The organism is Aliivibrio sp. EL58, assembly GCF_900312675.1.
GTDB lineage: Bacteria > Pseudomonadota > Gammaproteobacteria > Enterobacterales > Vibrionaceae > Aliivibrio.
In genome coordinates this window covers 132,576-159,332 of record NZ_OMPC01000012.1, presented here as the reverse complement: position 1 = coordinate 159,332, position 26,757 = coordinate 132,576, and the positions used below count along the sequence as shown (strand labels likewise).

The following is a 26,757-nucleotide window of genomic DNA, read 5'->3' as shown; positions in this document are numbered from 1 at the left end:
TATTACTCTTCACTAAACAGATCGCCACCGTGCATGTCGATCATTTCTAATGCTTTACCGCCGCCACGAGCCACACAAGTTAATGGTTCTTCAGCAACAACAACAGGAATCCCTGTTTCTTCAGTTAGAAGGCGGTCTAAATCACGAAGTAGTGCTCCACCACCCGTTAATACCATGCCGTGCTCAGAAATATCAGAAGCTAGCTCTGGTGGACACTGTTCTAGTGCAACCATTACTGCTGAAACGATACCAGATAGAGGTTCTTGAAGCGCTTCTAAGATTTCGTTTGAGTTCAATGTAAAGCTACGAGGTACACCTTCTGCAAGGTTACGACCACGAACTTCAATTTCACAGACATCATCGCCAGGATAAGCTGAACCGATCTCGTGCTTGATACGCTCTGCGGTTGCTTCACCAATTAAGCTTCCGTAGTTACGACGAACGTAGTTAATGATAGCCTCATCAAAGCGATCGCCACCAATACGTACTGATGAAGAGTAAACAACACCGTTAAGCGAGATAACAGCAACTTCTGTTGTACCGCCACCTATATCGATAACCATAGAACCTGTCGCTTCTGATACTGGCAAACCAGCACCAATCGCAGCCGCCATTGGCTCATCAATTAGGTAAACTTCACGAGCGCCTGCACCTTGTGCTGATTCACGGATAGCACGACGTTCAACTTGTGTAGAGCCACAAGGAACACAAACTAATACGCGAGGGCTTGGACGCAAAATGCTATTGTCATGCACTTGCTTAATAAAGTGTTGAAGCATTTTCTCTGTCACATAAAAGTCAGCAATAACGCCATCTTTCATTGGACGAATAGCTGAGATGTTACCAGGAGTACGACCTAGCATTTGCTTCGCATCATGGCCAACAGCTGCAACACTTTTCGTTGAACCATTACGGTCTTGACGGATAGCAACTACAGACGGCTCATCAAGAACAATCCCTTGACCTTTTACATAGATAAGTGTGTTGGCAGTACCTAGATCGATCGAAAGATCGTTTGAAAACATGCCACGAAGTTTTTTAAACATAATCTTCGTATTTCCTGAAAACGTGAGAATAAGATAAATTTTACTAAATGTACCAATGCCTAGCCTAATCAGCAAGGCATTGCTACAGAATCCTGAAGCAAATCAGGATTTTTATTCAATTTTTAGTTAGAAGTACCAATAATGTTACTTTCGCCGCGGAATATGACTCGATCATTGCCACGGAAAATACCAAAGGTCACGACTGTCGATGGATCTTCATCACCTTGCCCTCGCCAGTTGTATTGTAACCAAGGTTGGTCCTCATAACCTGATTCACAAGCGACATTCGTTTCACTTGTTTGTGGAGAGGTACTCGCTAATCTCAACCAAAAGCGCACTTGCTCTCGTAATGAACTATTATTTGCCTCTGCAACTAAATTGGTAACATCACTTCCTTGAATAACCGTATTAGAACCTTTTAGGATCGTACTACTAGATTGAGTCGGATCAGGCCATACAGTTTGCTTGCAATGCTTCCCCCCCTCAAACTTACTCGCATTATCAGTATTACTTAGTACGAAGGTATTACCATTCCAATATTGGACCCGCAGTGGAACAGCCACATCTTGACCTACAGCCGTTCCAACACTATCTAACACCATTCGACCGTAACGAACGTCTGGTTGAGAAAGTAATTCTTGCTCTGTTACTGCTGGATTAACAGGTGTGGTATCAAAAGAAACAGGATCGACACCACTAATTTTTAACCCTAACGCCGTTGTTACTGAGTTTGAGTTCCCGCTCATATTGAAGGGGCCATCTTCTTTTGTAAGTAATGGCGATGCTCCATCTGTGACTTGTTTTTTCTTCCAAGTAACCGTATCGCCAAGTCCTGTGACTTTCCAAAGCGAACCACTGTTCCAGAGTGATACATCTAAATCAGCATCTGTAATATTTAAGCGTTCCGAGTGATCACCTGATGATAAGTCTACGAGAGAAAAAGAAGCTTTTAGTCCATCAGAAAACAGACCATAATTCTCTGTCTCAGTTCCTGACGAATTATATGCCCTTACTTCAAAGCTCACATCAGTAAAGTTTTGATCCATGTAAATATAGCGACCACTCACTGAACCTTGATTTCCTGGGTAATCCCATATCGTATCTGTTATCTCAAAATATGTAGGGTAGAAGCGTCCAACCGCACTGCTTCCATCAGGGATGCCACCTTGAATTCCATCATAAAAACCAATACTTGAAACTTCTACATTAAATTGAATACTACCAACTTCATCATAAGTCATATTTTCAAAGAGATAATATTTATCAGGTTCACCAGTTTCTGAAATATCTGTTACATGATCATCATGCTCAAAAGAAGAAGATAATAGTAATAATGAACCTAGTACACCTCCCGCAGGAGAATCAAGAGTTGGATCTAATGCCACTATCGTGGCTGTAGGCGCTGTTGAGGCAAAAAAGTTTTGGGTAATTGGTAGTTGGCATACATCTGCGTTATTACCATAACGAACTGGTTTTACTTGAAGTGAAAATGGCTCACCAGCAGCCACAAGAGCCGAGCTTGAGTCATCATCACTGTTGCCATTGATCGGAACACCACTACAAACTGCAAGCTTCCAAGGGCGAGATTCAATATTTATCGTTGTTGATAATAAATCGGAATCAACAGGGTAATCATTACAATCAAAATTAGGAGGGCAAATAAAGCTAGGATCACTCAATATAAAACTAACTTCTCCTGTTTCTTGATAGGTTAGGTTTGTTGTTGCTTTACCTTTATCAAAAATAAGTTCAATTTTACTTGGGTTAGTTTGGTCTGCAAGCTGAAAATCAGTACGAATACCGTCATTTGAATTTGGTTTAATCAGCTTATAAGTCGATACATCTAATAACTTTTTTCCTTCGTAATTTTTAGTGATATCAACATTATTATTATCACAAGCTAATACTTTAATTTCAAAAGAGTGCGATAAATTTGCTATTACTTTTGTAGATGAAGTATCAAACATATAAGGTACGTAATGAACCTCACCTTCATCCGTTACATTTGAATCACCTTGCAAACTAGCCTTAACTGCAATTGTTTCTATTTTCTGTTTATCTAATTTTGAAAAAGATAATTTAACTTCACCGTTATTATCAGTAACTAAATTTGAGCTTAAAAGTGCAAGCTTTGATTCGTCGAATTGAAGCGCGATTTCCTTACCTATAACAGGAGTAGGAATGTCTGAATCAGTCATAACCAAAACATTAAATTCAACGTCATTACAAACTAAGCTATATTGTTCTATCGGAGTTATCCTCAGTATATAATTGTCACTCGGTGGCGATATATTACAAATATCATCAGAAGGAGATACTGGGCAATTACTAAAATCATTACAGTTAGCATCATTTAAGCCACAATACAATTTAGCCTTAGAAAAGTCAGTTTCACCTGATAACGAAGTGACGGTTCCACATACATCTGCACCTTTTATTGTTACTTTACCAAAGGAATCAATGGCATTTATTCCTGCATATATTTTATTGCCATTTTCTTCAATTATTACCTCCCCCCCTTCAGAAGTAATCGTTCCACAAACGAGTACCTTCTTTAATTTAGCATCATGATGAGCAACAATATCTCCAAAAACTTGATTTCCACTTTCTTCAATAAAAATGCCTTCACCATAACTAGTAATATCACCAATCACCTTTGTTTTTTTTAATTTAACGCTGCTTTGTGCAAAAATACTTCCTGTTATATGATTTCCACTTTCTTCTACAACAACCTCCCCACCAACACTAATAATATTTCCAAACACAGTTACTTTTTTTAATTTAACGTTGCTTTGTCCAACAATAAATCCATAAATTACATTACCATTTCCCTCAATGATAACTTCACCACCAAGTGATTTCAGATGGATAGACTGCTCTTCTGTTCCTATCTTATTACTGTTGAGTTTCATCGTACCACTAGATATCAACTCGACATTAGTTAAGTTCAAATCACTAACAATAATAGCGTCGTTTTTTTGAAGAGTAAGGTTACCTACACATTGGTAAATATTTCCGACTAGAGAACCATTACAAAGAGATACATTAGGATCAGATAAATCATACACTTTTGCATGCGCTGTAAATGATAAAAGTAAGAATATAAAAAATATCTTCCTCATTAATTAATCTCCTTTGCCCATACTTCTTGAACTCGCACCACTGCATTTATCCCTGAGCCACAGGTAGCGGTACTGGTAATTTGAAAATACCTAATATCATTCACCGGTGTCTTTTTACATGTTATTTGTGGTGCTGTGCGGCAACCACTGCCATCAAGCTGCATATCAGGAAAGTGCTTACGAAGGGGTTCATGCTCATCACAAATCGAATCATTAGCGCCAGATTGGTTTAATGGAAACAGCTGCACTAACCCCCACTCCGCTCCGGAGTGCGCTAAAAACCACGCTTGAGTACCTAATACTTCTTTAGATACCGTATCGTGATTGCTGGTTTCGACTTTCAATAAATTTAATGATAGGTAGCCAACAACAACCATGACAACAACAGACATTATCAACAGGTTACCTTTTTGCTTTGCTTGATTATGGTACATTGATCACCTGTACATCATGTTGATATTGAGTTGTTTCACCTAAGTCATTTTCAAAAACCAAGGTCATTTTAATGATGCTATTGCGATTTACCGATGCGCTTTGCGTAGTGAAATCGCCTGAAGAAACTTGATTTGCTAATTGAACCCCACTGCGGAATACGCCACCAAGTTGGATGCAATATTCAACAGGATTTGGACTATAAATAAATACACGTTCAGAGATTGAACTTGAAATAAAAGCAGGGTTATTAAGTGCGTTAGGAAAGTTAATTGTAGAAACACTTCCAGATTGTGTCATTGATTCAATGTTCACAAATCGGTGGTTACTTTCATTAATTAAATCAGCTTGAGAGCTTGGGTTAATGACCAATCTATGACCATTAAGATTAAACGTCGCATTAGAAAGTAATACAGTATCAATGTGTTTTTGGTCAAATGCAGGTAATGCTAAATAGAAAGCGCTTGCCTCAACAGGAATAAAACTGACGCAACTACCATTACCTGAGACTCCTACGCTATTTGGTACTGCATGACGCAGTTCTCGACTCAACTTTTCAATGACAAACTTTGCCTGCATTTGGTTATCTTGGCGATCAATACTATCGTTATAACTTTGAAAACCCAGTTGTAAGGTATTACTGGCAGCCAAGGCTACAATCCCGACCACCACAATAGTTAAGATCAACTCGATAAGGGTAAAACCATGAATACGCTTCATTAATAATTCCCTCGATAAGCACTAAAAGTATATTGCGCATGGCTGCTTGCATACAGGGTAATATCGATCTTTTTAAACTGAGTTATTGCTGTTGCACTATTATCTACATCTGCATAAGCGGCATTAATTTCAACAGTAAAATTTTTATATTCAGCGGCACTGTCTTGATCTATTAAACGATTTAACGAGTAATTAGCTAACCCTGAAGTACATTGAGCAGCCTCTCCCCAGCATCCAATAAAATCATCAACATCATTAAAAATAGTAGAATGGCTAGTTGTATTTTTTTCTGTAACACTATCTCGCCCAAGTTCATTAGGACTTGAACACACATCAGGTGCCGCAGCTTCTCCGCAACGATACGCTCCCCCATTAGGATCACTGTGCTCATCAAATTGACGACTTAAGATATCGGTCATAATTGAATGACCTAGCGCTGCAGCTTGAGCTTGATAGGTTGCTTGATGTGATTTAGTAGAAGAGGTAAATACACCAGAAACCAATACTGACAAAGCAAACCCTAGAATTACAATTCCAACAATGGACTCTATTAGTGTGAAACCAATTTGATGACCTTTCATTCGGTTCATATCCCACATCCTTCATCTTGAACTGAACGATAAATAAAGCCTTCACTATTAATGCACACAGAGCGGCTTTCATTTGAAGAAGGTGTCGTTATGGTGATGCGACAATCACTGTCGGTACAAAGAGTGGTGGTGGCGGATGAAGTCACTATTGCCGGCCTTCCAAGTAAATCAAACGACAACTCTGATACTTTGCCACCCGCAGAGTTAAACACATATTTTAATTTAATTAACTCTAATTCTTGCTGATTTGTCTCTTTTGAATAATCAGAAAGTACCGCGCTGCTCATATCTCGACTTGGACATGACTGGCTAACGCCAAATTGAGTTTCTTCCATAACAACCAACCGACAATCATCGTAGTTATTTGAACCATTTACTTGCATCGCTGTGATTTGAACTTGACGCAGAATAGAGAGCACTTGCTCTTGTGCTGCCGCCGAAGAGAAACGGCTCGCCCCCATGTATTTACTCGACGCATAGACACTAATAATAGCAAGTAGCACTATCACGACGATCAACTCTACCAGAGTAAAACCACCAGTTTGGGCTTGTTGTTTCGAGCTATTTTTATTGAGAGGAAAAGTCATCATCCGTTACCTTATTGCTTCCTGTTACTAGGATAACGAAATTTATAGAGATAGCGAGAGTTTGTTAATTTTTGATACAAAAAAGCCAGCGGAGATCGCTGGCTTTGGAAGTGTTAAGCTTTAGCTATTAACAACCTGTAGAGTTAACTGTAACTGTAGATGTTGCCGAAGAAGATGCAGCATTTTTATAGATTACCTGACAATCAGTTACTGACGAAGCTACTCCAGAGAAGTTAACTTTAACTTCATCTGCTGTATCATAATCAACAGCCCAATCCTCAAGGCCTATGACAACAGCACCAATACCTGCTGATGTAGCAGCTGGGTAACCAAATACAATTGCAGTACTATCATTTAATGTTGTACTTCCTTTTTGCTCTTTACCTTCAATCGCAGCTTTACCATAAACGATACCAGCAGCACCAGACATTGCGCCTTTTAGGCCTTGCAGTGATGATGCACGTGCATCTGATTGCAGGTTAAGGAATTTAGGTGCTGCAGTTACTGCTAGAATACCTAGAATAACGATTACAACTACCAACTCAATAAGGGTGAAACCACCTTGTCTTTTCATGTTACTACTCTCTTTTATTATAAAAAGTGATGGAACTTAATCGTTGCCACCATTATTGTTAAAACAGTTACTGCTATACGCCACTGGTTTAAGCAGTTTTCATTTAGCACCTTCATGAACAACACGATCATAAAGGTATTAATTCTTTATTGCAGAGTCACTACTACACGGCCAGATTCAGGCTCATAGGTAAAGAAGTGCCCTTCGTTTTCTTGTTGCGTATATTTACATTGATTGCGACTATTTTCGCTAATCACTTCTGCTAAGTATTTCGCTTTATTGTCATTGCTGTCATCTGTCACGTATGGCGCATTTTGCAATAACATTTCCATCAACAAGATACATTCTTTTGCCGTTAATGATGTCGGGTAGCTACCAGTATCATTACCATCTAAGTCTTCACGTGGTGAAATTGGGTAACCAGGACGAAAATCCACTTGATTTGCCTGAGATGGATCTGTTAGCCAAAACTCAGTGCCATCATAACTAACCGCATTGTAGCTATCAGTTCTTGGACGAGCTTCCGCTTCCCATTGTGCTCTTGCAGAAAGCACCGCCGTTGCATAACCACCTGCAACGCCTTCAATACTGGCTTTTTTTGCTTCAAGGCTAACATCTAAAAATCGAGGTAATGCTACTGTTGCCAGCAAACCTATTACAACAATCACAATCACTAGCTCAACCAGTGAGAAACCTTTTTGGTGCTTCATCGTAATGCTTCTCTCTCTATTCTTATTTTCGTTCTGAATTGTAAGGGATTATACAAAAAAAAACACAGTGTTCGTCAAAAAAATGCCCATTAATTTTTAATTCAAAAAACCGACATTAACTTTAAAAACACCATTCGATAACATTACAGAAAACACCTTACCATTCGGCATTCTATAATCACAGCGATATTGTTCTTTCATGCTAGTATTTTTATTTATTTCGATACGGTCCGCATAAACCTTGTCTTTATTTGGTAATAAAAGAGCTAACCATGCCTGACAATCCACATTATTATCACTAAGCACTACTGGCCAACCTAGTGATGAAAATTTCACATCTATGCCATCTTTTATCATGGAGTGAGGCTGTCCATTCACCACCCAATAATTTTTGAATTCATTCGCTGAGGATAATATCTCCCGACTGGTCATCGTCAATGCAGTATCTTCAACTTCAGGCTCTATTATCTCCCACTGGTATAAAATAACAGCAAGTAAAATAATCACCAGAGCCCCCCATATGATTCGGGTTGCTGACATAATTAACCGCCTTTTACTACATCTAACATATTCCACATAGGCAAGAAAATACCTAGTGCTAATATCAGAACCATACCCGATACAATCACCAACAACAGCGGTTCTATTCTTGCTGTTAAGGTTTTTAAATCATAATCGACTTCACGGTCATAAAAGTCAGACACTTCCAATAGCAAGTCATCGATTTGCCCGGTCTCTTCACCTACCGCAATCATCTGTTGAACAAGCGGTGTGAAAATTCCACTTTGTGCTGCGGTTGCTGACATACTGGTGCCCGATTCAATACCATTTTTCATTTCAAGCAACCTATTTTCTAAGTACTTATTACCTAGAGACTCCGCAGAAAGAGCAATAGATTGATTTAATGGCACCCCTGATTTTAGCATCAGAGCAAAGGTTCTTGAGAAACGTGACATTTGCGCTCGTGTAACAATATCGCCAACAATAGGAATTCGTAATCGAAATTTATCCCATTTTTCACGCCCGACGTCGCCACTGATCCAAGATTGAAAAGCAACAAACATTCCGGCCATTCCACCGAGCATAAAGTGCCAATAATTTACAGAGAAGCTCGATGTCGCCATTAAAATCCGCGTTGGTAATGGCAGTTCAACACCAAAACGAGCAAACATTGAGGTAAATTGTGGAATAACTTTAACGTTCAGTACTAACATCGCTAAGAAAATAAAACTCAGCACAAAAATAGGATAACGCATCGCTGATTTAATTCGCTTACGTGTTTCCATCTCTTGTTCATAATAATTTGCAAGCTGTAATAATGCCTGATCTAAACGACCAGTATTTTCACCAACATGGATCATTGAAACAAATAAAGAGCTAAATACTTGTGGATGCTGCTGCATTGATACAGATAAGCTTCGACCATTAGTTAAATCAGTAGTCACTTCTTCTAATGCTTTTTTGAGCAGTTTATTATTACTGTTTTGCGACAAACCATTCATCGCCCTCAACAATGGTACCCCTGCCTTTGTTAAGCTATACATTTGGCGACAAAAAATCACTAATACTTCTAAAGGAATATTAGGTTGAAACCATTTTTTCCAATCAGAAGCACTCGAATTACCACCAAATTTACTTGCTCGAATAGAGGTCGGGATCACTCCATCATTCATCAACTGTTCAGCGGCGGCTTCTTGTGACACCGATTCAACGGAGCCTGATACTTGCTCTCCGCGTCTGTTACGCCCGCTGTATTTAAATATTGCCATGCTCTATGCCTACATCAATATTGGCTGATGGGAAGCGGCATTATCTCCTTCCCCTAGAACCATCACTTCATCAAGACTGATGATGCCATTCATGGCTAACTCCATGGCTGAGGCTAATAATGGTTTATAATCTGCATTTTCTCGTGCTTTATGAGAAAAACCCACAGCATCATTAGCTCTTAATGCATCCATCATGGGTTGATCCAATTCCAGTAGTTCGAAAACACCGATACGCCCACGGTAGCCAGTTAAATTACAGCTTTGACAACCATGCCCCCTCTGAAATGGGACTGAAACTTGATTTGGGAAACGTGTCTGCACCCATTGTTTACGAGCGTCATCTAAATTATCAACCCCAGAGCAATCCGGACAAATTTTCTTAACGAGTCGTTGAGCCAATACTGCACGAACCGCGCTCGCTACCAAATACCCAGGCGCGCCCATATCCATCATACGCAACGCACTGTCTACCGCGTCATTGGTATGTAATGTTGATAATACTAGGTGACCGGTTAGGGCTGCTCGCAATCCAATCTCTACGGTTTCTTGATCACGCATTTCACCAATAAGAATTATATCAGGATCCTGACGTAGGAAGGTTCTTAAAATTTTAGCAAACGTTAAATCAATCTTACTATTTACTTGAACCTGGTTAATTCGAGGTAGACGATACTCTACTGGGTCTTCCGCAGTAATGATCTTCTTACTTGACTGATTAAGCTCACTCAACGCACCATATAGCGTTGTCGTTTTACCAGAACCTGTAGGCCCTGTTACTAAGATCATACCGTGAGGGCGACGTAGTTGTTTACGTAATCGAACTAAAAGATGTTCAGGTAAGCCTGAGTATTCTAATTCACGAATACCTGATGTTTGGTTAAGTAAACGCATTACCACTGATTCGCCATATTGTACTGGCATGGTTGAGAGACGAATATCAACCGATTGACCACGGGACTTTATATTAAAGCGCCCATCTTGAGGTAAACGTTTTTCAGAAATATCCAAGTTAGCCATAAGCTTTAAACGAAGTACTAAAGCAGAAGCGATGTTGACTTCATTAAGTAGTGTTTCGTGTAAAACACCATCAATACGCTGACGCAAACGTAATACTTTATCATCAGGTTCGATATGAATATCCGATGCACCAACTTGAATTGCATCTTCAAATAAAGAATTAATTAATTTAACAACGGTAACTTCATCATTATCGGTATCTGTAATACCAAAATTAAAGTCATTGGTATCTTGATGTTCAGATTGTAATTGCTCAGCAAAAGAGGCGATCTCTTTAGTTCGACGATAAAAACGGTCAAAGCTATCAACTAATTGTCTTTCTGATGCGATAACCATTTCAATTTGATAGCGCTGAAGTTGCGAAAACAGTGCTTCTTGAGCGGAGAGATCGGCAGGATCACTCATTGCTACACGAATGGTATCTCCCTTTTGACTGATCACTAGTGCTCGTAATCGACGAGCATGAACCTCTGGTAATAGCTGTACTGCGGCTGCATCAATATCTGCTCGGTTTAAATCAACCAAAGGAACATCTAATTGCTGAGATAGAAAGGCTAACATTTGCTTTTCAGATAAGAAGCCTAACTGTATTAGCGTACCACCCAGTTTTCGTCCTGTTTTCTTCTGTGCTAACAGGGCTTGCTCTATCTGCTGTTCAGTAACAATGTTTTCTTCGACTAATAGATCACCAAGTCTTTTTCTTAACTTAAGACGCATTATTCATTTCCTTCCATTGTTGCTAATAATTTAATTCTATCTCTTATGAACACCTGAGATGAGCGAGATAATCCAGGTTTAATCAATGCGGCTTGATAAGTCTCGTACGCTTTCTTTACTTGCGCCTCTCTTTCATAAACTATCGCTAGGCCAAGCCACCAGCGACCATTATCGGGTTCTTTCTCTACTAGCATTTGGTAACTTTCTTTTGCCAAGTCCATCAGCTTTAGCTGTTGAGCCAATCCGCCACGAGTAGCAAGATAATCAACATCGGCCTCTACAGGTATGAACTCTAACACTGACAAAGCGGCTTCAGGCTGTTTTTCTTTTTGCAATAAACTCGACAACGCTAAACGCAAAGAGACACTGTTATGGTCAAGCTTAATCCCTTGTTGTAATACCGCCGCAGATTCTTGTACTTCTCGCTTGCCATACAATAATGCCGCGAGTTTCTTTCGTGATTCCTCATCACTAGGCTGATATTTTAAAACCGTATAGTACGCTTTCATTGCCTCTTTAAAATCAGATCTATCTAACGCATTCTTAGCTACGTAACGACTTTTTTGCGCTAAATCTGATGGTAATAATTCAACTTCTTCCACAAAAAAATCTTCTGTTGCCTTCTCTTGTGGGGTCTTGGGGATGACCGACTCTTTTTTAGGTGTTACTGATGCTGTTTTTGTATTCGCGGTATAGCTAACAGCCGATGTAGTAACTTTTGCAGGCTGCGCTTCTCTATTTTCTGATTTCTGTTCTCTCGCAATAGAAATGGGCTCAAGTGCTTTATCTTTATAAATAGAGCTGATCTCTTTATTGGCTACTTTTTGCGTAGGCGAGAGAGATAAAATAGGTGCTCCTGTCGATACTCGTGTAGCGGGCACCTCTTCTTGAATAGGGTTTGAAGTATCACCTAAGCTCGCCCAGCCAATAAGAGAGAGTGAACTAATCACTCCAATAGCAAAAAAGAAAGAGGCTTTAAATTTAGATTCAACATTTGGAATATGTGCTGGAGAAATGCTCTTTTGAACACCTTCATTTACATCTTGTTTAGTAATATTCAACAAGGCTTTATTAGTGGCACTCACGATGCTCTCCAACCCCAAAATGTGGGGAAATAATACGTAGGTTTGGCGGTATCAGTTGTATCTAAAATGGCATTAAATACGGACTTAGCTGATACTCTCTCTAACTCTTCAGAAAAAGAAATAAGTAGAGCTTTATGGCATAGTTGATTAATTAATCGTGGTACGCCACCACTTGCCCGCCAAATAGCTTTCATCAGAGAAAGCGTAAAGGGGTTATTCTCACAGCCAGATTCAGACATTCTATAATTAATGTACGCCACGGTTTCACTTACATTTAATACGCGTAGCGATGCGGAAAAAGTAATTCGCTGCCTAAGTTGACGTAAGTGGTATTGCTGTAATCTCTCATCTAGTTCTGGCTGCCCAAACAAAACAATTTGCAATAACTTGGTATAGTCAGTTTCAAGATTTCCAAATAGACGCAAGGTTTCTAGAGCTTCATCACTGAGTGCTTGCGCCTCATCAAGAAAAACAACAGCGGTTTTTCCTTCCGCTTGTAAATCAATCAGCCGATCATGAATGCGGTCAGTCAATGCGACACCATCACCGCCTTGATCAATCCATAGCTCTTTAGCTAATGCTTGACGTAACTCATGACCATTCATCATCGGATTTGGAAGATAAAGTAACTCAACATTCGCAGGTAACTGACTCATCAACATTCGACAAACCAGCGTTTTACCCGTGCCAATCTCACCAGTGACTTTAATGACTCCCTCTCCCATAGAGATGGCAGACAATACCATTTTTATCGCCTCATAATGAGGCAATAATCCATGAAAAAGAGAGGTGTTCGGCGTTAAGGTAAAAGGTAACTGCTTTAAACCGAAATGTTGTTCATACATAAATGTTGTTCATACATAAACGTTGTGATTACTCGTCAGGGAACCATTCTTGCAATAAATCACGAGAACGCTCTAACTCTTCTTGCCAAGTATCAACACCAACAACCGTTGGTTTTAATAAAATAACCAGTTCTGTTTTTTGAGTAAGTTGACTTACATTACGGAATAAATGACCTAATGCAGGGATATCACCTAAGAATGGAACTTTAGATACTTGGTCAACAGTTTGAGATTTCATCAAACCACCAATAACCACCACATCGCCACTTTTTGCACGGATAACAGAGTCAGACTCACGGATTGAGCTTTTCGCTAGCGGTAGCTGAAGCACACCACCTACATCACCCAAGCCGATCTCTTTAATTTCAGTTTCAACATCAATAACAGAAGGATGTACATGCAACATTACATTGCCTTTATCATCGATTTGAGGAGTCACATCTAATGAAATACCAGAGAAAAATGGAGTTAGAGTCACTTCCGGCGATGCATTTGAATTATCACCACTGCCTGTAACGCTTGATACATCAGTAACAAAATATTCATCACGACCGACTTTAATTACGGCTTTTTGATTATTTGCAGCAGTAACACGAGGACTCGAAAGTACATTCAAATCACCTTGAGTATCCATAAAACTAAGAACCGCTTCAAAATTCCCATCTGAAACAGTGATGTTAGTTTGGCCTCCTAATAAGGACCCAATCGCATCCATACCCGGTAAAGCCCCAGCTGTTGTTCCTGGAGTTTGGCCGAAGATAATATCCGTACCGCCAATTGAACCGGTTAAATTTGACCAATTAATACCTTGCTGATAGCCGTCACTTAATGTTACTTCAAGCAATTTAGCTTCTAAAATAACCTGACGTTGCAAGCGTTTATGAGAAACACCTAAAAATTGTTTAACTTTACGTAACTCATCAGGAGAGGCGGTAATAGTAATAACACTCGCTTGTGGAGAGGTTACAACACTACGACCTGAACCATTTCCGATCATCACTGATACTGCTTTCTCTAATTCTGTCCAGAAGTCACTTTCACTGGTGGTTTCAATTTCAGTTCCGCCAGTAGCAGAAGATGATGAAGACGAATTACCGCTTGAATTTGAGTTATCACTATTACTTGATGATGAATTGCTATCAGAATTAGTAATAGAGCCCGTTGTTATCGTCGTTAATGAGCGACCTTTACGAGTAAGCTGCAAATAATCAATAGGGATTGTTTCTGTGCGGATTGTCGCTGGATAAACTTGTAATATTTTATCTGACTTTACAATTTCATAGCCATACAAATCTTCAACCGAAGATAAAACTTCGTCTAAGGTAACATCATTAACATTCATTGTTATACGACCAGAAACTTTAGGATGTATTACAACGCTGTATTCAGTGCCTTTAACGAGACTAGTAAAGAAAGCTTTAGCGCTGACTCCGTTAGCTTTTACTCTAAAACGTTTAACTGGTTCATCTATTTCAATACTCGGCGCATTCAAATCAGGCATTAAATCAGCCTGTACTGAAGCTGGCAAATCAGCTAATAACTGGCCACCATTTTCATTAATAGATTGATCTAAAGTCTGTTTAATTTCAACGGGATCACGGTGCCCCATTGAGCAGCCCGCTAATGACGCTACCATGAAGCTAATGATGACATTACGTACTTTCATTATTACAAACCTTAATTCTTAATATCTTGTGAAAATAGAGAAAGTTGCCACTGCTTACCAGAACGGCCAATCGAAACGCTTTCTTCGTTAATCGCTAATAAAGTGTAACCTGATATTTTGTCGCCTTTTGTCACTGACTTATCATCCAGCACGGCATAACAATTTGACTGCCCAGTACAACTGATTGCTTGTAATGAAGGAAAATACTGGCGTTTCTTAACCACTTTTTTCTTTACTGGTTCTGGTTTTATCCAACTTAGAGGCTCAGTAGGATCATGCCCAACCGTAGCATCTGATGCGTAAGACGAAGCTGAGAATAGCAATAAAACTAAAAAAATATTTTTCATATTAGCCGCCAATAAATCCTTTACTCGAACCTAGCGTATAAACCTCTATACTAAGTTCTGCTATTGGGTATTTTTTAACTTCATAGTTAAAATTTCGCCAATAATACTTCACAGGCAACGCTTCTAAACTAGATAAATAAGCTTCTATATCAAAATAGTTTCCTGATAAAACCAACTTCACAGGATGAATGTAATAGCCAGCAACATTATTTTCATCCAATAAACGCTCTGAACGTAGCGTACTCATTGAAAGTAAGGTTAACTTTGATGATTCTTGTAGCACGGTTTCCAGCAGCTGAGCCATTTGACTAGGCGATACTAAAGCAGCCACTCGATTTGAAAGCAATTCTGCGAGATCTTGACTCTCTAGCGTTAACGCTTGGTATTGTTCATTAATCTCTACATTTGGATCTTTTTGTAGCCTAAATTGAGCCAATTCAATTTGTTGCTTTAACGATGAAATCGAGTTGTTTAAACGGGTAATATCTCGTTCCACTTTTTGATATTGGGCGATTTTAGGTTCAACAAGAAAGGTTAATGAAATAAAAATCACAGCAACCCAACCAACTAAAGTAATTAGTATTTTTTCTCTTTGCGAAAGTGCAGAGAATGCCTCTTTGGCTTTAATCCAATGTTCCATGATTATTCCTTTGCCACTTTAGTGTTTAAGATAAATGACACTAAGCCTTTCTCATCTGTTTTGATTTCTAATTGGTCGAAGGTTCTGCCCACTAAGTGCAGTTCACTTTCAAAGCTTTGCACCCAATTAGGGATAACATCTGGCGTTCGTGCATAACCCGTAAAGTTAACATCTTCACCTGAAATATAGATTTTTGTCAGAGAGATATTTCCTTTTCCGAGTTGAGTTAAGTTACTCATAACACCGGAATAACCGATCTGCATTCCCTCATCAAAATTATCAATCACTTTCAACGATGCACGTTTCGATTCAATGTCTTCTTTTAAGCGCTTAATTGCCGCTAATTTTGCAGCAGAAGGTTTATGCCCTTCTAGTTTTTTATTTAATACTGACAATTCTTGTTTATGGCGACTTTCTTGAGATGCGAGCAATTGCGTGCGTTCTTCTAAATTGATTAATTTCCACTGATAAAAACCAACAATCATCGCCGCAATAACAAGGCCTACACCCCAGCTAATCATTACATTTTGTAGAGTGAAATAATCCGCTTTCGGTTTTAATCTATCACTGTATAAATTGACACTTGATTGATTAAATAATCCAAGCCAAGCTAGCAATTCTCCAGATCGAAATACTCGTGGTTCATCAACCAAAAGTGAAGCAACTTTCACACCTAAACGATTCTGTAATTCTGATGCTAAAATCGCATCGTCTTCATCATCACAACGAAAGTATAAGTGGTTAATATTAACGCTATGCAGCTGAGCACTGAGATAGTCCAATGAGCGTTGTAATTCCAATGCTAAACTATCTAATTGAAAGCTATTTGCATTATCACCCGTTAATGGAGCCATAATTCCACGTAAAGAACGGTTGAGGTGCAAACGCTCTTCACTAAAAGCAAGTAACTTAAATTCAGCTGATTTATTGTGGGTTAATAGCATGAAGCTATCGTCTTCTTTTTTGGCGTGCCCCCAAACCAATTCATCAGGGGTGACATTGACGATATTAATTGAAAGCGGCTTTAGTAACTCAAGTAGGGCTTGAATCGTAGCTAATTGAGAAATGTATACTTGCATCTTGCCATTAATCGTCTCGATTCCATCAGCGACAATATCTGCAACACGATCAGAGATCAGATCCTTAACTAAAAAAGGTAAAGCGCCAACCAACTCTTCTTTTGGTAGATTCGGGTTATCAATTTGGAAAGATTGGTATAAATGCGAACCTATCACAATATTCGCATTACAATCTGATATAGCCATATCCTGACAAGCACTAATTAGAGCTTCTTTCCAATTATGTGATTGTTCAACAGGAGTAAAGTGATGCGATTTAAGTTCATCATTAGCATCACTTTTTGCGATATAAATACCACCTTGCAATATCACAATCGATGTTGTTGTCTTTACTGAACGAGATAGCTTCAGTTTTTTTAATGCATCCATCATATTCATTATATTGCTCATTTCTCTACTGCGTTATTTCAATGGTATTAACAAGCCAAGACATATAGCGCAAGATAATACAACATTCTATTCCTGTCTGATATGAGATTATCTACAAATTAAGAAAGTTCCTACTTTCCCCATCGATTTCTTCTTTTTGGTATTGATATTTTTTCCTGTTGGTGGAATAGAGCAACTTCTGCTTCAAAAATTCGGCCTTGCCCTCCTTCAACACCTAACTCTTTTAATAATTTAAGTTCTTTCTTACTTTCAATTCCCACTGCCAATACTTTAGCGCCGGTATTCTCGCACGCGCCCAATAAACTACGTACAAATAACTGATTCTCATATCGCTGGTGAATATCTTTCATTAAGCTACGGTGAAGCTTAATATAATCAACCTTCAAGTCTTTAATGTAGTGAGTGCTTACTATTGTTCTTCCTGCTTGTTCGACAACTAATTGACAGCTAAATCCTTTTAATAACTTAGCGATAGGTCTTACCGCATCTAAATACGTCACTACCTGACCTTCAGTTAACTCGAAACTCAGTCGTTGAAGTTGAGCTCTAGGAGTTTGTAATAACCTATTTTTAAGCTGTCGTACAAATACAGGATTTTGTAAACTCTTAACTTGTAGGTGTACAGAAAAATGATGTTGAGAAAAATCAGGATCAGCAAGCAACGGGAATACCTGCTTCAATACTGCAATATCTAACTTTATTTGGTAACCAACTTGTTCTATCGCGGGTAAGAAACGAGAGGCTTTAATTTGCACTCCATTTTCATCTTTTATCCGGGAAAAAAGCTCAAAGTGAAGAGTCTCAAGCCCATTATCTTTAAAAAGAAAAGTTGATTGCTTATACAGCACTAATTGTTCTTGCTCAAAAATAGCATCAAATAGGTTTCTCCAACGAACACTACCTAAGCTCTCAGTCAGTTGTTGTTGCTTTTTAAATAGAGACCAACTGTTATTGTTCTGTAATAGTGCACTACGATGAGCCATATCTAACTCATCCATTAAGCGACCTCTTCTTTCTGAACTTACGTACATACTGACGCCGATGTGGCACCAATTATCAGAATCCAAGCTTTTTGGCGGCGATATTTTCTCTACAATTTTTAAACATTGAGCCGCGATTACTTTTGCTTCTTTAAGAGATTGCTGAGGGATAAGTAATGCAAAATCAGATTGATAATAACGAGAGAGAACGCTATCACTGTAACGCTGGATTAAATTATTCAGTTGCTTACCGACTTCAACAATGAGTTCATCACCAACCGCTTTTCCTTGTTCTTCAACTAAGTCTTCCCAACCATTTATTTTCAATAATAAAAGAACACCTTGACTGTCTGATTCTTGTAATGTCGATTCGAGTTTACTGTCGAATAACACTCGATTCGCAGAGCCTGTCAATTGATCTAAAAAAGTATGGGTACGAATAAACGTATCGAAGCGACTGCGCTCTTTTCGTGCGTCTTTTAATTCAGTGATCACACTATCAAGCGCTAAACTAGCCGTTGCTGGCCATTCTTCTTCGTTACCAACAGCATAATCATCTAACTTCCCAGCTAATAGCATTCTGCCTCGTTCTTCTAATAATTCAGAACCATGCAGCTGTTTCCTTAACCAGACCACTCCCCATAATAATGAGACGATAATGACAGCAATAGCTGCTGTTATTGAAAATAGAGCACCTAAAGAGTAGGCAAATGCACTATAGGGAGGTACTGATTTAAAGGTAATTGAATACCCTTTATTCATCTGAAGAGGTAGCGTGTTTGTAGAGAGTAAACTGCCATCAGGGATAACCGCTAATGTTTGAAACGAATAAACAACACCAGTAGGAGAGGATAATTCCATGCTCACTACACTACTTGCTTTCAATAGTTTAGGTAGCCACTTAGCCATTGATTCTGCTTCTTCTGGATGTAGTAACTCTTCATCTACAACATTCACTACACCAGTCAAATAATGCTCAAGGTATTCATTACCAATTTGCTTAAATGAGATGGTTCCACCAATAAACAAAATGAAGATTGCAGCTGACACCATTAATGTGACAAATGATATTAAGCGATTGCTTAGGCGTAAACTTGGGGTCTTTCTCATTAAACTTTTCTTCCTTGAAAAAATCTGATTGTGAATAATGCCACAATTAAACATGTAAGATTTAGAACTATCTCTAAATGCGTATTAGATATAATACAAATATTTCACCAACATCTCTATACAATGCCCAAAGTCAGTAACAGAACACTTATAAATCTGCACAAACCCTAGATCATACAAGGTAGATACGTGAATATTGAATTCAATGCTAAAAAATTATTAACTTTTTTCCTCTCCATTATTACTCTACTTTTCGTGGCAAACTCCTTTGCTATCTTTTCCGAACATTATTTAACGTATTCTCACATTGAAACAATCATCCGTTTATTTAATGTCGATAAAGAAATGAATATCCCAACACTGTACTCTTCTTGTGCAATGATCGTTGCCAGCCTTTTACTCGGTCTTGTTGCTCATATTCATGCAAAACAGCATGACGCCTATTTGGCTTGGGCTGGCTTAAGTGGCATATTTCTTTTTCTTGCTCTCGATGAAATGACAGAGCTTCATGAAATGTTAGTAGGCCCTGTTCGTAATTCTTTAAATACAAGCGGTGTGCTTTATTTTGCTTGGGTAATTCCTTATGCGGCCTTACTGCTCATTTTTACGTTAACCTATTTTAAATTCTTGTTTAGACTGCCAACCAAAACCCGCAACCTTCTTATCTTATCTGGTGTTATTTACGTTTCAGGGGCATTAGGATTTGAGCTGATTGGAGGTAAAATCTCTCAGTTACACGGTATTAACTCATTAAATTATGCCGTTAGCTATACCATTGAAGAAACATTAGAGATGCTTGGTATCGCTTTTCTAATTTATACCGCCAGTAGTTACATTGCTGAGCAATTTCCAAATTTAACCTTAAAGTTCAGCAAGTAATACCAGAATACGCCGATAAAAAAAGCCTCGATAAATTCGAGGCTTTTTTATTTATAACAACATCTACATTCTATGATTAGAACGGAATGTCGTCATCGAAGTCCATTGGCGGCTCATTATATTGAGGCTGAGCAGCCTGTGGTGCTTGTTGTTGAGGGGCTTGCTGCTGTTGCTTTGGTGCAAAATTATTTTGCTGAGCAGGCTGTTGAGGTTGACCCCAATTTCCTTGCTGTTGTTGACCACCAGCTGGAGCGCCTTGGCCTTGACCACGACCACCAAGCATTTGCATTACGCCATTAAAGCCTTGAACAACAACTTCTGTAGTAAAGCGATCTTGACCATTTTGGTCTTGCCATTTACGTGTTTGAAGTTGACCTTCAACATAAACTTGAGAGCCTTTACGTAAATACTCACCCGCAACTTCCGCCAACTTACCAAACAAAGACACACGGTGCCATTCTGTTTTTTCACGTTGTTCGCCAGTTGCTTTATCACGCCATGATTCAGACGTTGCAATTGTAATGTTTGCTACCGCACCGCCACTTGGCATGTAACGGATTTCAGGATCTTGCCCTAAGTTACCAACAAGAATAACTTTATTAATACCACGGCTGGCCATAGTTTGCTCCAGATAGATTAGGGGCGCATTCATAGCACCCGGTTATATATACAGTAGTCTTCAGTCTAACACGTTCAAGGTTATTTCTGATACCCCTAAAAATAGGATCCATTTCATAAAGCATCACAATTGAACAGCCTTTAAAGCAGGCTTCACCCCTTAAACGACTAAAAACTTTGAGTTACTCAAAAATATGAGACACCCTCCGCAAATAAAAAAGAGTAGGATGTCATTTTTTTGACGAAAAGCTAACTTTAATCAGCAATCCATCCTTTATAATGAATACAATAATTTAAATGCTTAAATTGGAGCGATATGAAACAACAAAATATTCAAGTGCTGACGAATAGCTATCGCACCCTAATAAAGACATTTGATTTTATAATTATTAATGCTGTTCTTTCTTTTATTATCCCAACAGAAACTGCGATTGATCTTAGTGCTGGGTTATTATTTTCAACTCTTTACCTTTTAGTCAGTGAGTATATTGGTCTATACACGATCAACCCTAAAAGAGAACTAGCTAAATACCTTTTAAAAGTAATAATTTCATTAACTCTTACTATTGCTGCGTTCTCCTTTCTAAAACTGAGATTTCTTCAATTTGAAGGGATTAATATCAGCAACCTATCACCTTCAATATACTTACAATGGTACCTAATAGTATTTGGCTCTTTATCGCTATCTCGCATTGTCTGTACTTGCTTCTATCGATTATTCATTCTACCGAAGATGGAAATTAAAAATATTGCTATCATAGGGTTAACTCCTGCTGGGCTTTCAATTGAGAAAGCGTTAATTGAAAAGTATAAAAATCAAAAAGTTAACATTAAGTTTTACGATGATCGTTCTGATGAGCGCTTTAGTTATGTCGCAAAAAGTGAATATGCAGGCAAAGTATCAGCAGCAATTGAAAAAGTAAAAAACAATGAAATAAAAGACGTCTATATTGCACTACCTATGGTAGCAAAAGACCGCATTAAAGCCGCTATCTTGCAATTATCAAACTCAACAGTTAATGCTTATATTGTCCCTGATTTATACACTTATAACTTAAGTGTTTCTCAAATTTCACGTATTGGTAATGTACACACATTCAGTATTTTCAGCTCTCCTTTTGAAGGATTAGGAGCAATAACAAAGCGTATCGAAGACATTGTCGTTGGCTCTCTTATTACATTATTAATCTTACCTGTTTTATGTATTGTCGCTTTAGGGGTGAAATTAAGCTCTCCAGGTCCTATCCTATTCAAACAGGATCGCTATGGTTTAGGTGGGAAGAAGATTAAGGTTTGGAAGTTTCGTTCCATGAGAGTCATGGAAAATTCAGAAATAGTAACTCAAGCAACCAAAAACGATCCGCGTGTGACTCGCTTTGGGAGCTTTATTCGTAGAACCTCTTTAGATGAGTTGCCTCAATTTATTAATGTACTGCAAGGCAGTATGTCAATTGTAGGACCAAGACCTCACGCTGTTGCCCATAATGAGGAATATCGTGTATTGGTTGATAACTATATGGTAAGGCACAAAATCAAACCAGGCATTACAGGTTTGGCACAAATTAATGGCTACCGTGGTGAAACAGATACATTAGATAAAATGGAAAAGCGAGTTGAGTATGATATTAAATATCTTCAAAATTGGTCGCTTCCTCTGGATATTAAAATCATCTTTTTAACCGTATTTAAAGGGTTTGTAAGTGATACCGCTTATTAAACCTAAGTACACCTTAAGCCTTTTATTGCTAAACTTTTATATGTTTGGCAGTACTGCTTACGCCTATTTAACACCAAAACCTCATATTGGACCTGCCGGTATTGAGTTTCAAAGCAACGTCGACCTTGATTATGGCTATGACGATAATGTGAATTTTCAATCTGAAAAAACAACACAAGTAGAGTCTGATTTCTTTAATGTAAAACCATTTATTCAATTAAAAGGCGTTCGTGGCGCTGACGTTTATACTCTTCAATATTCTGGAGATTATCGCCAATACCAAGAAGAAAGCACTTCTGACGATTATGATGATCACACAATTAAGTTTATTGGCGCCTGGAAAAAAGGCTTCAATAGTGACTTATTATTTACTATTGAAAATCAATTTGGTCATGAAAACAGAGGTGAAGGTCTTACTGATGGTTTCACTACTTACAATACAGACGACCCGAATGACCCTACGAATAACTCAGGTAGTTTTGAGAAATATGGAATAGATGAAGTATTAAAAACCAATACGTTTAACACATCATTACGCTATAGTATTGATAAACAAGATAGTATTGGTAAATTAAGCTTTGCCGTTCAATATAAAGAGTTTAACTATGATGATAGACCAACCAATACTGGCAACCATAATATAGATAGCTTTAATCTCTATGTAAAAGACCAGAACTGGGATCAAACGACATTTACGCTTGAGTTATTTGATCAGGCATCTAGCCGAACTCGATTCCGCTACTCTATTGTCAGTAATCTTAGAAACTATGATGAAAATAGCCTCAAAGATACTAATGAGACCTTCTTTATTGCAGGGATAAAAACTCAGCAAACAGGAAAAACAACGATTGATGCCAATATTGCTTGGCTATATAAAACTTTTCCAAATCAGCCTGATTACCAAGAGTTCTCCGGTCTTAACTGGGATATAGATTTAGCTTGGAGCCCTGTAAAACATTCAACGTTTCATCTATTTACTGACCAAAACGTTGAAGACCCGACAGAAGTCGGTGGATATGTTTTAAATACCACATATGGGACACGCTGGGAGCATTTTTGGTGGTCTAATAGGCTCTCAACAAATCTAGGCTTTAATTATAAAACCAGTGCTGATAAAAATAAGGATGACGATAAAGTAACCACAGATACTGATGCTATTATCGCCCTAAAATACAAATTTAGGCCTTCAGTTTTATTTGAGCTTAGTTACCAACAACTTATCAGTAAATCAAATAAAGACTCTGACGACTTTACTATCCCCGATATGAAAGGTGGTTTTACATCCGTAACCCAACAAGTCGGCTATAACAAATCCATTATAATGTTTACAACTAAGGTGCAAATTTAGATGAAATCCCTCTTTATGTCTTTTTGCTTATTCATCTCGGTGATCTCTCAGGTCTACGCATCAGATACACCACCTGTAGAAGATACTAAAAGTCAACAATCAGAATCCGCTCTTCCAAAAGATGAATTAGGTTATGTACTAGGTGCTGGTGACAGTATTCAAATCTCAGTATTTAAAGAGCCAGAGATGACTTTACGTTTAAAAATTCACCGTGGTGGGTTTGTAAACTTTCCTTATCTTGGAGATGTTCAACTTCTAGGCAGAACACCCGCACAAGTTGAAAAAGACATAGAACTTAAGCTCGAAGATGGCTATATCATGCAACCCATGGTAACCGTCAGTATCGAAGAATTTAGAAAGTTCTTTATTAGTGGTGAAGTTGCCAACCCTAATGGTTACGAATTTCAGCCAGGCTTAACAGTAGAACAAGCGATAGCGATGGCTGGCGGATTTACAGATAGATCTGACAGAGACGCGATAAATATTCGCTTAGCCGCAACAAATGAATTAATTGAAGATGTAGGTCCAACCTATCCTGTAGGTCCGGGTGATGTAGTTATTATTGAACAGAGTTTTTTCTAAATTATGGCACAGTCAATTATTGAAAATGGCAAAAAGCTAGAAAGTACGATCGATTTTTCTAATTTCCTAAAAGAATTTAAAAAGTATCGCCTGCGAGTTCTGCTGACCGTCTTAGGTGTAACCTTAATTGCTACACCATTAATTTATTCAATGACACCTCAATACTCAGCAACAGCGACGATGGTATTAAAAGCACAATCAGATAATTCAACCCCTATCGATCAGGTTGAAGATTTTGACGCTACTCAGGCTGAGTATTACCCAACTCAAGCTGAAGTATTACAATCCAAAGCAGTTATCGAAGCAGCTGTCCGTCAATTAGACTTACAGCATGACTCATTGTTTGAAATAAAAGACACTGACAAAGCCATTTCTGAAGATGAGCATATTCGTCAAATAGTAAAAGCGATTGGTAAAAAGCTCTCTATTGCGCCAGTTCGTTTTAGCCAACTGATTAAAGTCTCTTATGAATCAACATCTCCTGAAATGTCAGCAACAGTAACAAATGCTGTTATTGAAGCTTATATTCAGCTAGAAGAAGAGCGAAAAATAGAGAAAACCAAGCAAGCTCAAGAGTGGAATAACACTCGAATGGCTGAGCTAAAAGAGAAGATCACACAACAAAAAGCAGATATAGATAAATTCCTTAAAGATAATGGTTTATTAACCTACCAAGGTATTGATGGCTTTGAAACTGAACAGTTAGCGCTAGTTAATGATCGTTTAGCGACCGCAAAAGAGAAAAGAATTACAGCAAAAGCCAGTTATAACACCATAAGTGAAGCTCTTGGTTACTCACTCGAAGATGTTGCAACTCTACCCTCTATTTCAAATCATGCTCAGTTACAAGATTTACGCATTGCTCTTATTCAGGCAAAACGTAACTTATTTGATCTTCAAGAGAAATACGGCCCTAAAAACCCAATTATTATTGAGGCTAATGCTCAAATTCATGCAATTGAACTACAAACAACGTCTCTATTAAAAGAGCTTAAAACAGGGCTATATAAAGAATACCAAGCATCTATTGAGCGTGAAAATAAATACAAAGCTTTGTTGAAAGTTCAAAAAGAAAACTTTACTCAACTCGCTTCAAAAAGAGATACCTACAACACAATGAAAGCGGATTTAGATAAGACGCAAGAGTTGTATGAAAAGATCTTTACTCGCAGTAAAGAGCAAGAATTAACGGTGCTATACCGAGAGCCTGCTGCTACCTTACTCGATCCTGCAACACCACCACATAAGCCAAGTAAACCTAATAAAGCGCTATTTGTTATTATGATTTTCGTGATGACATTTATCTTAAGTTTGCTTTTCATTATTATTAAGTCCGCTCTGAATAAATCAATCAATAACCTAACACAAGTGAACACTCGCTTAGGTTTACAAGCCATCGGTGAACTGCGTCCATTCAATTACATTGAAGAATTATCTCTATTTACTAAAGGATTTTTTGCTAATACTTATTCAGGTGAAACAGTTCATGCAATAAGAACAAGTATCCTTTTAGATGAAACCTCCTGGCCTTCTATTGGTTTGGTTTCAACCGACTCTAAAGAAGGTAATGAATTAAGCAGCTATCTTCTAGCTCACTCTTTATCACAAGATCATTCGACCTTATTAATCGATTTAGATTTTAGAAAAGAAGTCTCTCTAACCGAAGAGATTTTAACAACTTATCCTTTAGATAAGAAATCGACAACCACTAAAAAAGAGAGTGATACTTCAGAAGTATTACCTACACTCACAGTAATGGGGATGGCTGAAGTTCTTGAAAAGAATCATCCTATTAATGATTGTTTAATCTCATTAGCTGATAATTTTTCTTTTTTACCAAGGGGAACACTAACTTCAACGCCTTTGCTGACGCTGTCTTCCGCTGAACTAGAATTAACACTGAAAGAGCTAAATCAGCAGTTTGAACAGGTGATTGTCCACTTACCTGCATTATCAGAAAGTAAAGACGCTCAACTTATTGCTCGTTATTTATCTGGCGTGATCTATACCGTTCAAGCTGGAGGGTTAAGTGCAAACCACATTCTTGCTAATGTTGACAAGATAACGCAACTACAAACCCCTATCATCGGCGTCGTATTAAATAATGTCGCAGATGATGAGTTAGAGACAGAGGAAGCACAACAGCAACTAATTCATCAAAATGAAGATTTATTAAGCTAGGTTACT

24 protein-coding genes are annotated in these 26,757 nt (G+C 38.3%); 5 read left to right on the top strand and 19 right to left on the bottom strand.

Annotated elements, in window-relative coordinates; translation table 11 throughout:
- Positions 1 to 2: 2 nt before the first annotated feature.
- From ED622_RS18745 to csrD, 18 genes are all read right to left on the bottom strand, one after another.
- The gene (locus ED622_RS18745) at positions 3 to 1,046 is read right to left on the bottom strand and encodes a rod shape-determining protein (RefSeq protein ID WP_122036565.1); all 1,044 of its coding nucleotides are present in this window, start codon (positions 1,044 to 1,046) and stop codon (positions 3 to 5) included.
- A 122-nt stretch (positions 1,047 to 1,168) separates the two neighbouring features.
- On the bottom strand, positions 1,169 to 4,168 hold the full coding sequence (locus ED622_RS18740) for a DUF6701 domain-containing protein (RefSeq protein WP_122036564.1): 3,000 nt from the start codon (positions 4,166 to 4,168) through the stop codon (positions 1,169 to 1,171).
- The gene (locus ED622_RS18735) at positions 4,168 to 4,602 is read right to left on the bottom strand and encodes an MSHA biogenesis protein MshP (protein WP_122036563.1); all 435 of its coding nucleotides are present in this window, start codon (positions 4,600 to 4,602) and stop codon (positions 4,168 to 4,170) included. The genes ED622_RS18740 and ED622_RS18735 overlap by 1 nt, the downstream gene beginning before the upstream one ends.
- Positions 4,592 to 5,320, bottom strand: a complete 729-nt coding sequence (locus ED622_RS18730; RefSeq protein WP_122036562.1) for a type II secretion system protein — start codon at positions 5,318 to 5,320, stop codon at positions 4,592 to 4,594. Before ED622_RS18730 ends, ED622_RS18735 begins: the two co-directional genes overlap by 11 nt.
- Positions 5,320 to 5,910 carry a prepilin-type N-terminal cleavage/methylation domain-containing protein gene (locus tag ED622_RS18725; protein WP_122036561.1) on the bottom strand — a complete coding sequence of 197 codons (591 nt, stop codon included), beginning with the start codon at positions 5,908 to 5,910 and terminating at the stop codon, positions 5,320 to 5,322. Before ED622_RS18725 ends, ED622_RS18730 begins: the two co-directional genes overlap by 1 nt.
- Positions 5,907 to 6,500 (bottom strand): type II secretion system protein, encoded by a 594-nt coding sequence (locus ED622_RS18720; RefSeq protein ID WP_122036560.1) that lies wholly within the window; start codon positions 6,498 to 6,500, stop codon positions 5,907 to 5,909. Before ED622_RS18720 ends, ED622_RS18725 begins: the two co-directional genes overlap by 4 nt.
- A 124-nt stretch (positions 6,501 to 6,624) precedes the next feature.
- A complete protein-coding gene (locus ED622_RS18715) occupies positions 6,625 to 7,071 on the bottom strand; it encodes a prepilin-type N-terminal cleavage/methylation domain-containing protein (RefSeq protein ID WP_122036559.1) in 447 nt (148 codons plus the stop codon).
- Positions 7,072 to 7,217: 146 nt separating this feature from the next.
- Positions 7,218 to 7,781 carry a prepilin-type N-terminal cleavage/methylation domain-containing protein gene (locus ED622_RS18710; RefSeq protein ID WP_122036558.1) on the bottom strand — a complete coding sequence of 188 codons (564 nt, stop codon included), beginning with the start codon at positions 7,779 to 7,781 and terminating at the stop codon, positions 7,218 to 7,220.
- A 96-nt stretch (positions 7,782 to 7,877) separates the two neighbouring features.
- Positions 7,878 to 8,321 (bottom strand): type IV pilus, mannose-sensitive hemagglutinin protein MshF, encoded by a 444-nt coding sequence (locus ED622_RS18705; protein ID WP_122036557.1) that lies wholly within the window; start codon positions 8,319 to 8,321, stop codon positions 7,878 to 7,880.
- Between the two features lie 2 nt (positions 8,322 to 8,323).
- Entirely contained in the window at positions 8,324 to 9,550 is a 1,227-nt protein-coding gene (locus tag ED622_RS18700) for a type II secretion system F family protein (RefSeq protein ID WP_122036556.1), read from the bottom strand.
- 9 nt (positions 9,551 to 9,559) lie between these two features.
- Positions 9,560 to 11,284: a GspE/PulE family protein gene (locus tag ED622_RS18695; RefSeq protein WP_122036555.1), complete on the bottom strand. Its 1,725-nt coding sequence runs from the start codon at positions 11,282 to 11,284 to the stop codon at positions 9,560 to 9,562.
- On the bottom strand, positions 11,284 to 12,369 hold the full coding sequence (locus tag ED622_RS18690) for a lipopolysaccharide assembly protein LapB (protein ID WP_122036554.1): 1,086 nt from the start codon (positions 12,367 to 12,369) through the stop codon (positions 11,284 to 11,286). The genes ED622_RS18695 and ED622_RS18690 overlap by 1 nt, the downstream gene beginning before the upstream one ends.
- Positions 12,366 to 13,214 (bottom strand): ExeA family protein, encoded by an 849-nt coding sequence (locus tag ED622_RS18685; protein ID WP_122036553.1) that lies wholly within the window; start codon positions 13,212 to 13,214, stop codon positions 12,366 to 12,368. Before ED622_RS18685 ends, ED622_RS18690 begins: the two co-directional genes overlap by 4 nt.
- Before the next feature lie 28 nt (positions 13,215 to 13,242).
- Complete coding sequence (gene mshL, locus ED622_RS18680; RefSeq protein WP_122036552.1) at positions 13,243 to 14,880, bottom strand: pilus (MSHA type) biogenesis protein MshL; 1,638 nt, start codon at positions 14,878 to 14,880, stop codon at positions 13,243 to 13,245.
- A gap of 11 nt (positions 14,881 to 14,891) precedes the next feature.
- Entirely contained in the window at positions 14,892 to 15,227 is a 336-nt protein-coding gene (locus tag ED622_RS18675) for a type IV pilus, mannose-sensitive hemagglutinin D (MSHK) (RefSeq protein ID WP_122036551.1), read from the bottom strand.
- A gap of 1 nt (position 15,228) precedes the next feature.
- On the bottom strand, positions 15,229 to 15,867 hold the full coding sequence (locus ED622_RS18670) for an MSHA biogenesis protein MshJ (protein WP_122036550.1): 639 nt from the start codon (positions 15,865 to 15,867) through the stop codon (positions 15,229 to 15,231).
- Between the two features lie 2 nt (positions 15,868 to 15,869).
- Positions 15,870 to 17,324, bottom strand: coding sequence for an MSHA biogenesis protein MshI (locus ED622_RS18665; protein WP_122036549.1), 1,455 nt, complete (start codon positions 17,322 to 17,324; stop codon positions 15,870 to 15,872).
- 122 nt (positions 17,325 to 17,446) lie between these two features.
- Positions 17,447 to 19,426 (bottom strand): RNase E specificity factor CsrD, encoded by a 1,980-nt coding sequence (csrD, locus tag ED622_RS18660; protein ID WP_122036548.1) that lies wholly within the window; start codon positions 19,424 to 19,426, stop codon positions 17,447 to 17,449.
- A 189-nt stretch (positions 19,427 to 19,615) separates the two neighbouring features.
- Here csrD and ED622_RS18655 point away from each other — a divergent pair, with 189 nt between their 5' ends.
- A complete protein-coding gene (locus ED622_RS18655) occupies positions 19,616 to 20,305 on the top strand; it encodes a hypothetical protein (RefSeq protein ID WP_122036547.1) in 690 nt (229 codons plus the stop codon).
- A 76-nt stretch (positions 20,306 to 20,381) separates the two neighbouring features.
- Here the strand turns inward: ED622_RS18655 and ED622_RS18650 are convergent, their stop codons facing one another.
- Entirely contained in the window at positions 20,382 to 20,924 is a 543-nt protein-coding gene (locus tag ED622_RS18650) for a single-stranded DNA-binding protein (RefSeq protein WP_122036546.1), read from the bottom strand.
- 315 nt (positions 20,925 to 21,239) lie between these two features.
- Here ED622_RS18650 and ED622_RS18645 point away from each other — a divergent pair, with 315 nt between their 5' ends.
- The 4 genes from ED622_RS18645 to ED622_RS18630 are packed head-to-tail and all read left to right on the top strand — an operon-like array spanning position 21,240 to position 26,751.
- Positions 21,240 to 22,640, top strand: a complete 1,401-nt coding sequence (locus ED622_RS18645; RefSeq protein WP_122036545.1) for an undecaprenyl-phosphate glucose phosphotransferase — start codon at positions 21,240 to 21,242, stop codon at positions 22,638 to 22,640.
- Positions 22,624 to 23,988 (top strand): outer membrane beta-barrel protein, encoded by a 1,365-nt coding sequence (locus ED622_RS18640; RefSeq protein WP_122036544.1) that lies wholly within the window; start codon positions 22,624 to 22,626, stop codon positions 23,986 to 23,988. The genes ED622_RS18645 and ED622_RS18640 overlap by 17 nt, the downstream gene beginning before the upstream one ends.
- Positions 23,989 to 24,570: a polysaccharide biosynthesis/export family protein gene (locus ED622_RS18635; protein WP_122036543.1), complete on the top strand. Its 582-nt coding sequence runs from the start codon at positions 23,989 to 23,991 to the stop codon at positions 24,568 to 24,570.
- A 3-nt stretch (positions 24,571 to 24,573) separates the two neighbouring features.
- Positions 24,574 to 26,751, top strand: coding sequence for an exopolysaccharide transport family protein (locus ED622_RS18630; protein ID WP_122036542.1), 2,178 nt, complete (start codon positions 24,574 to 24,576; stop codon positions 26,749 to 26,751).
- Positions 26,752 to 26,757: the final 6 nt, after the last annotated feature.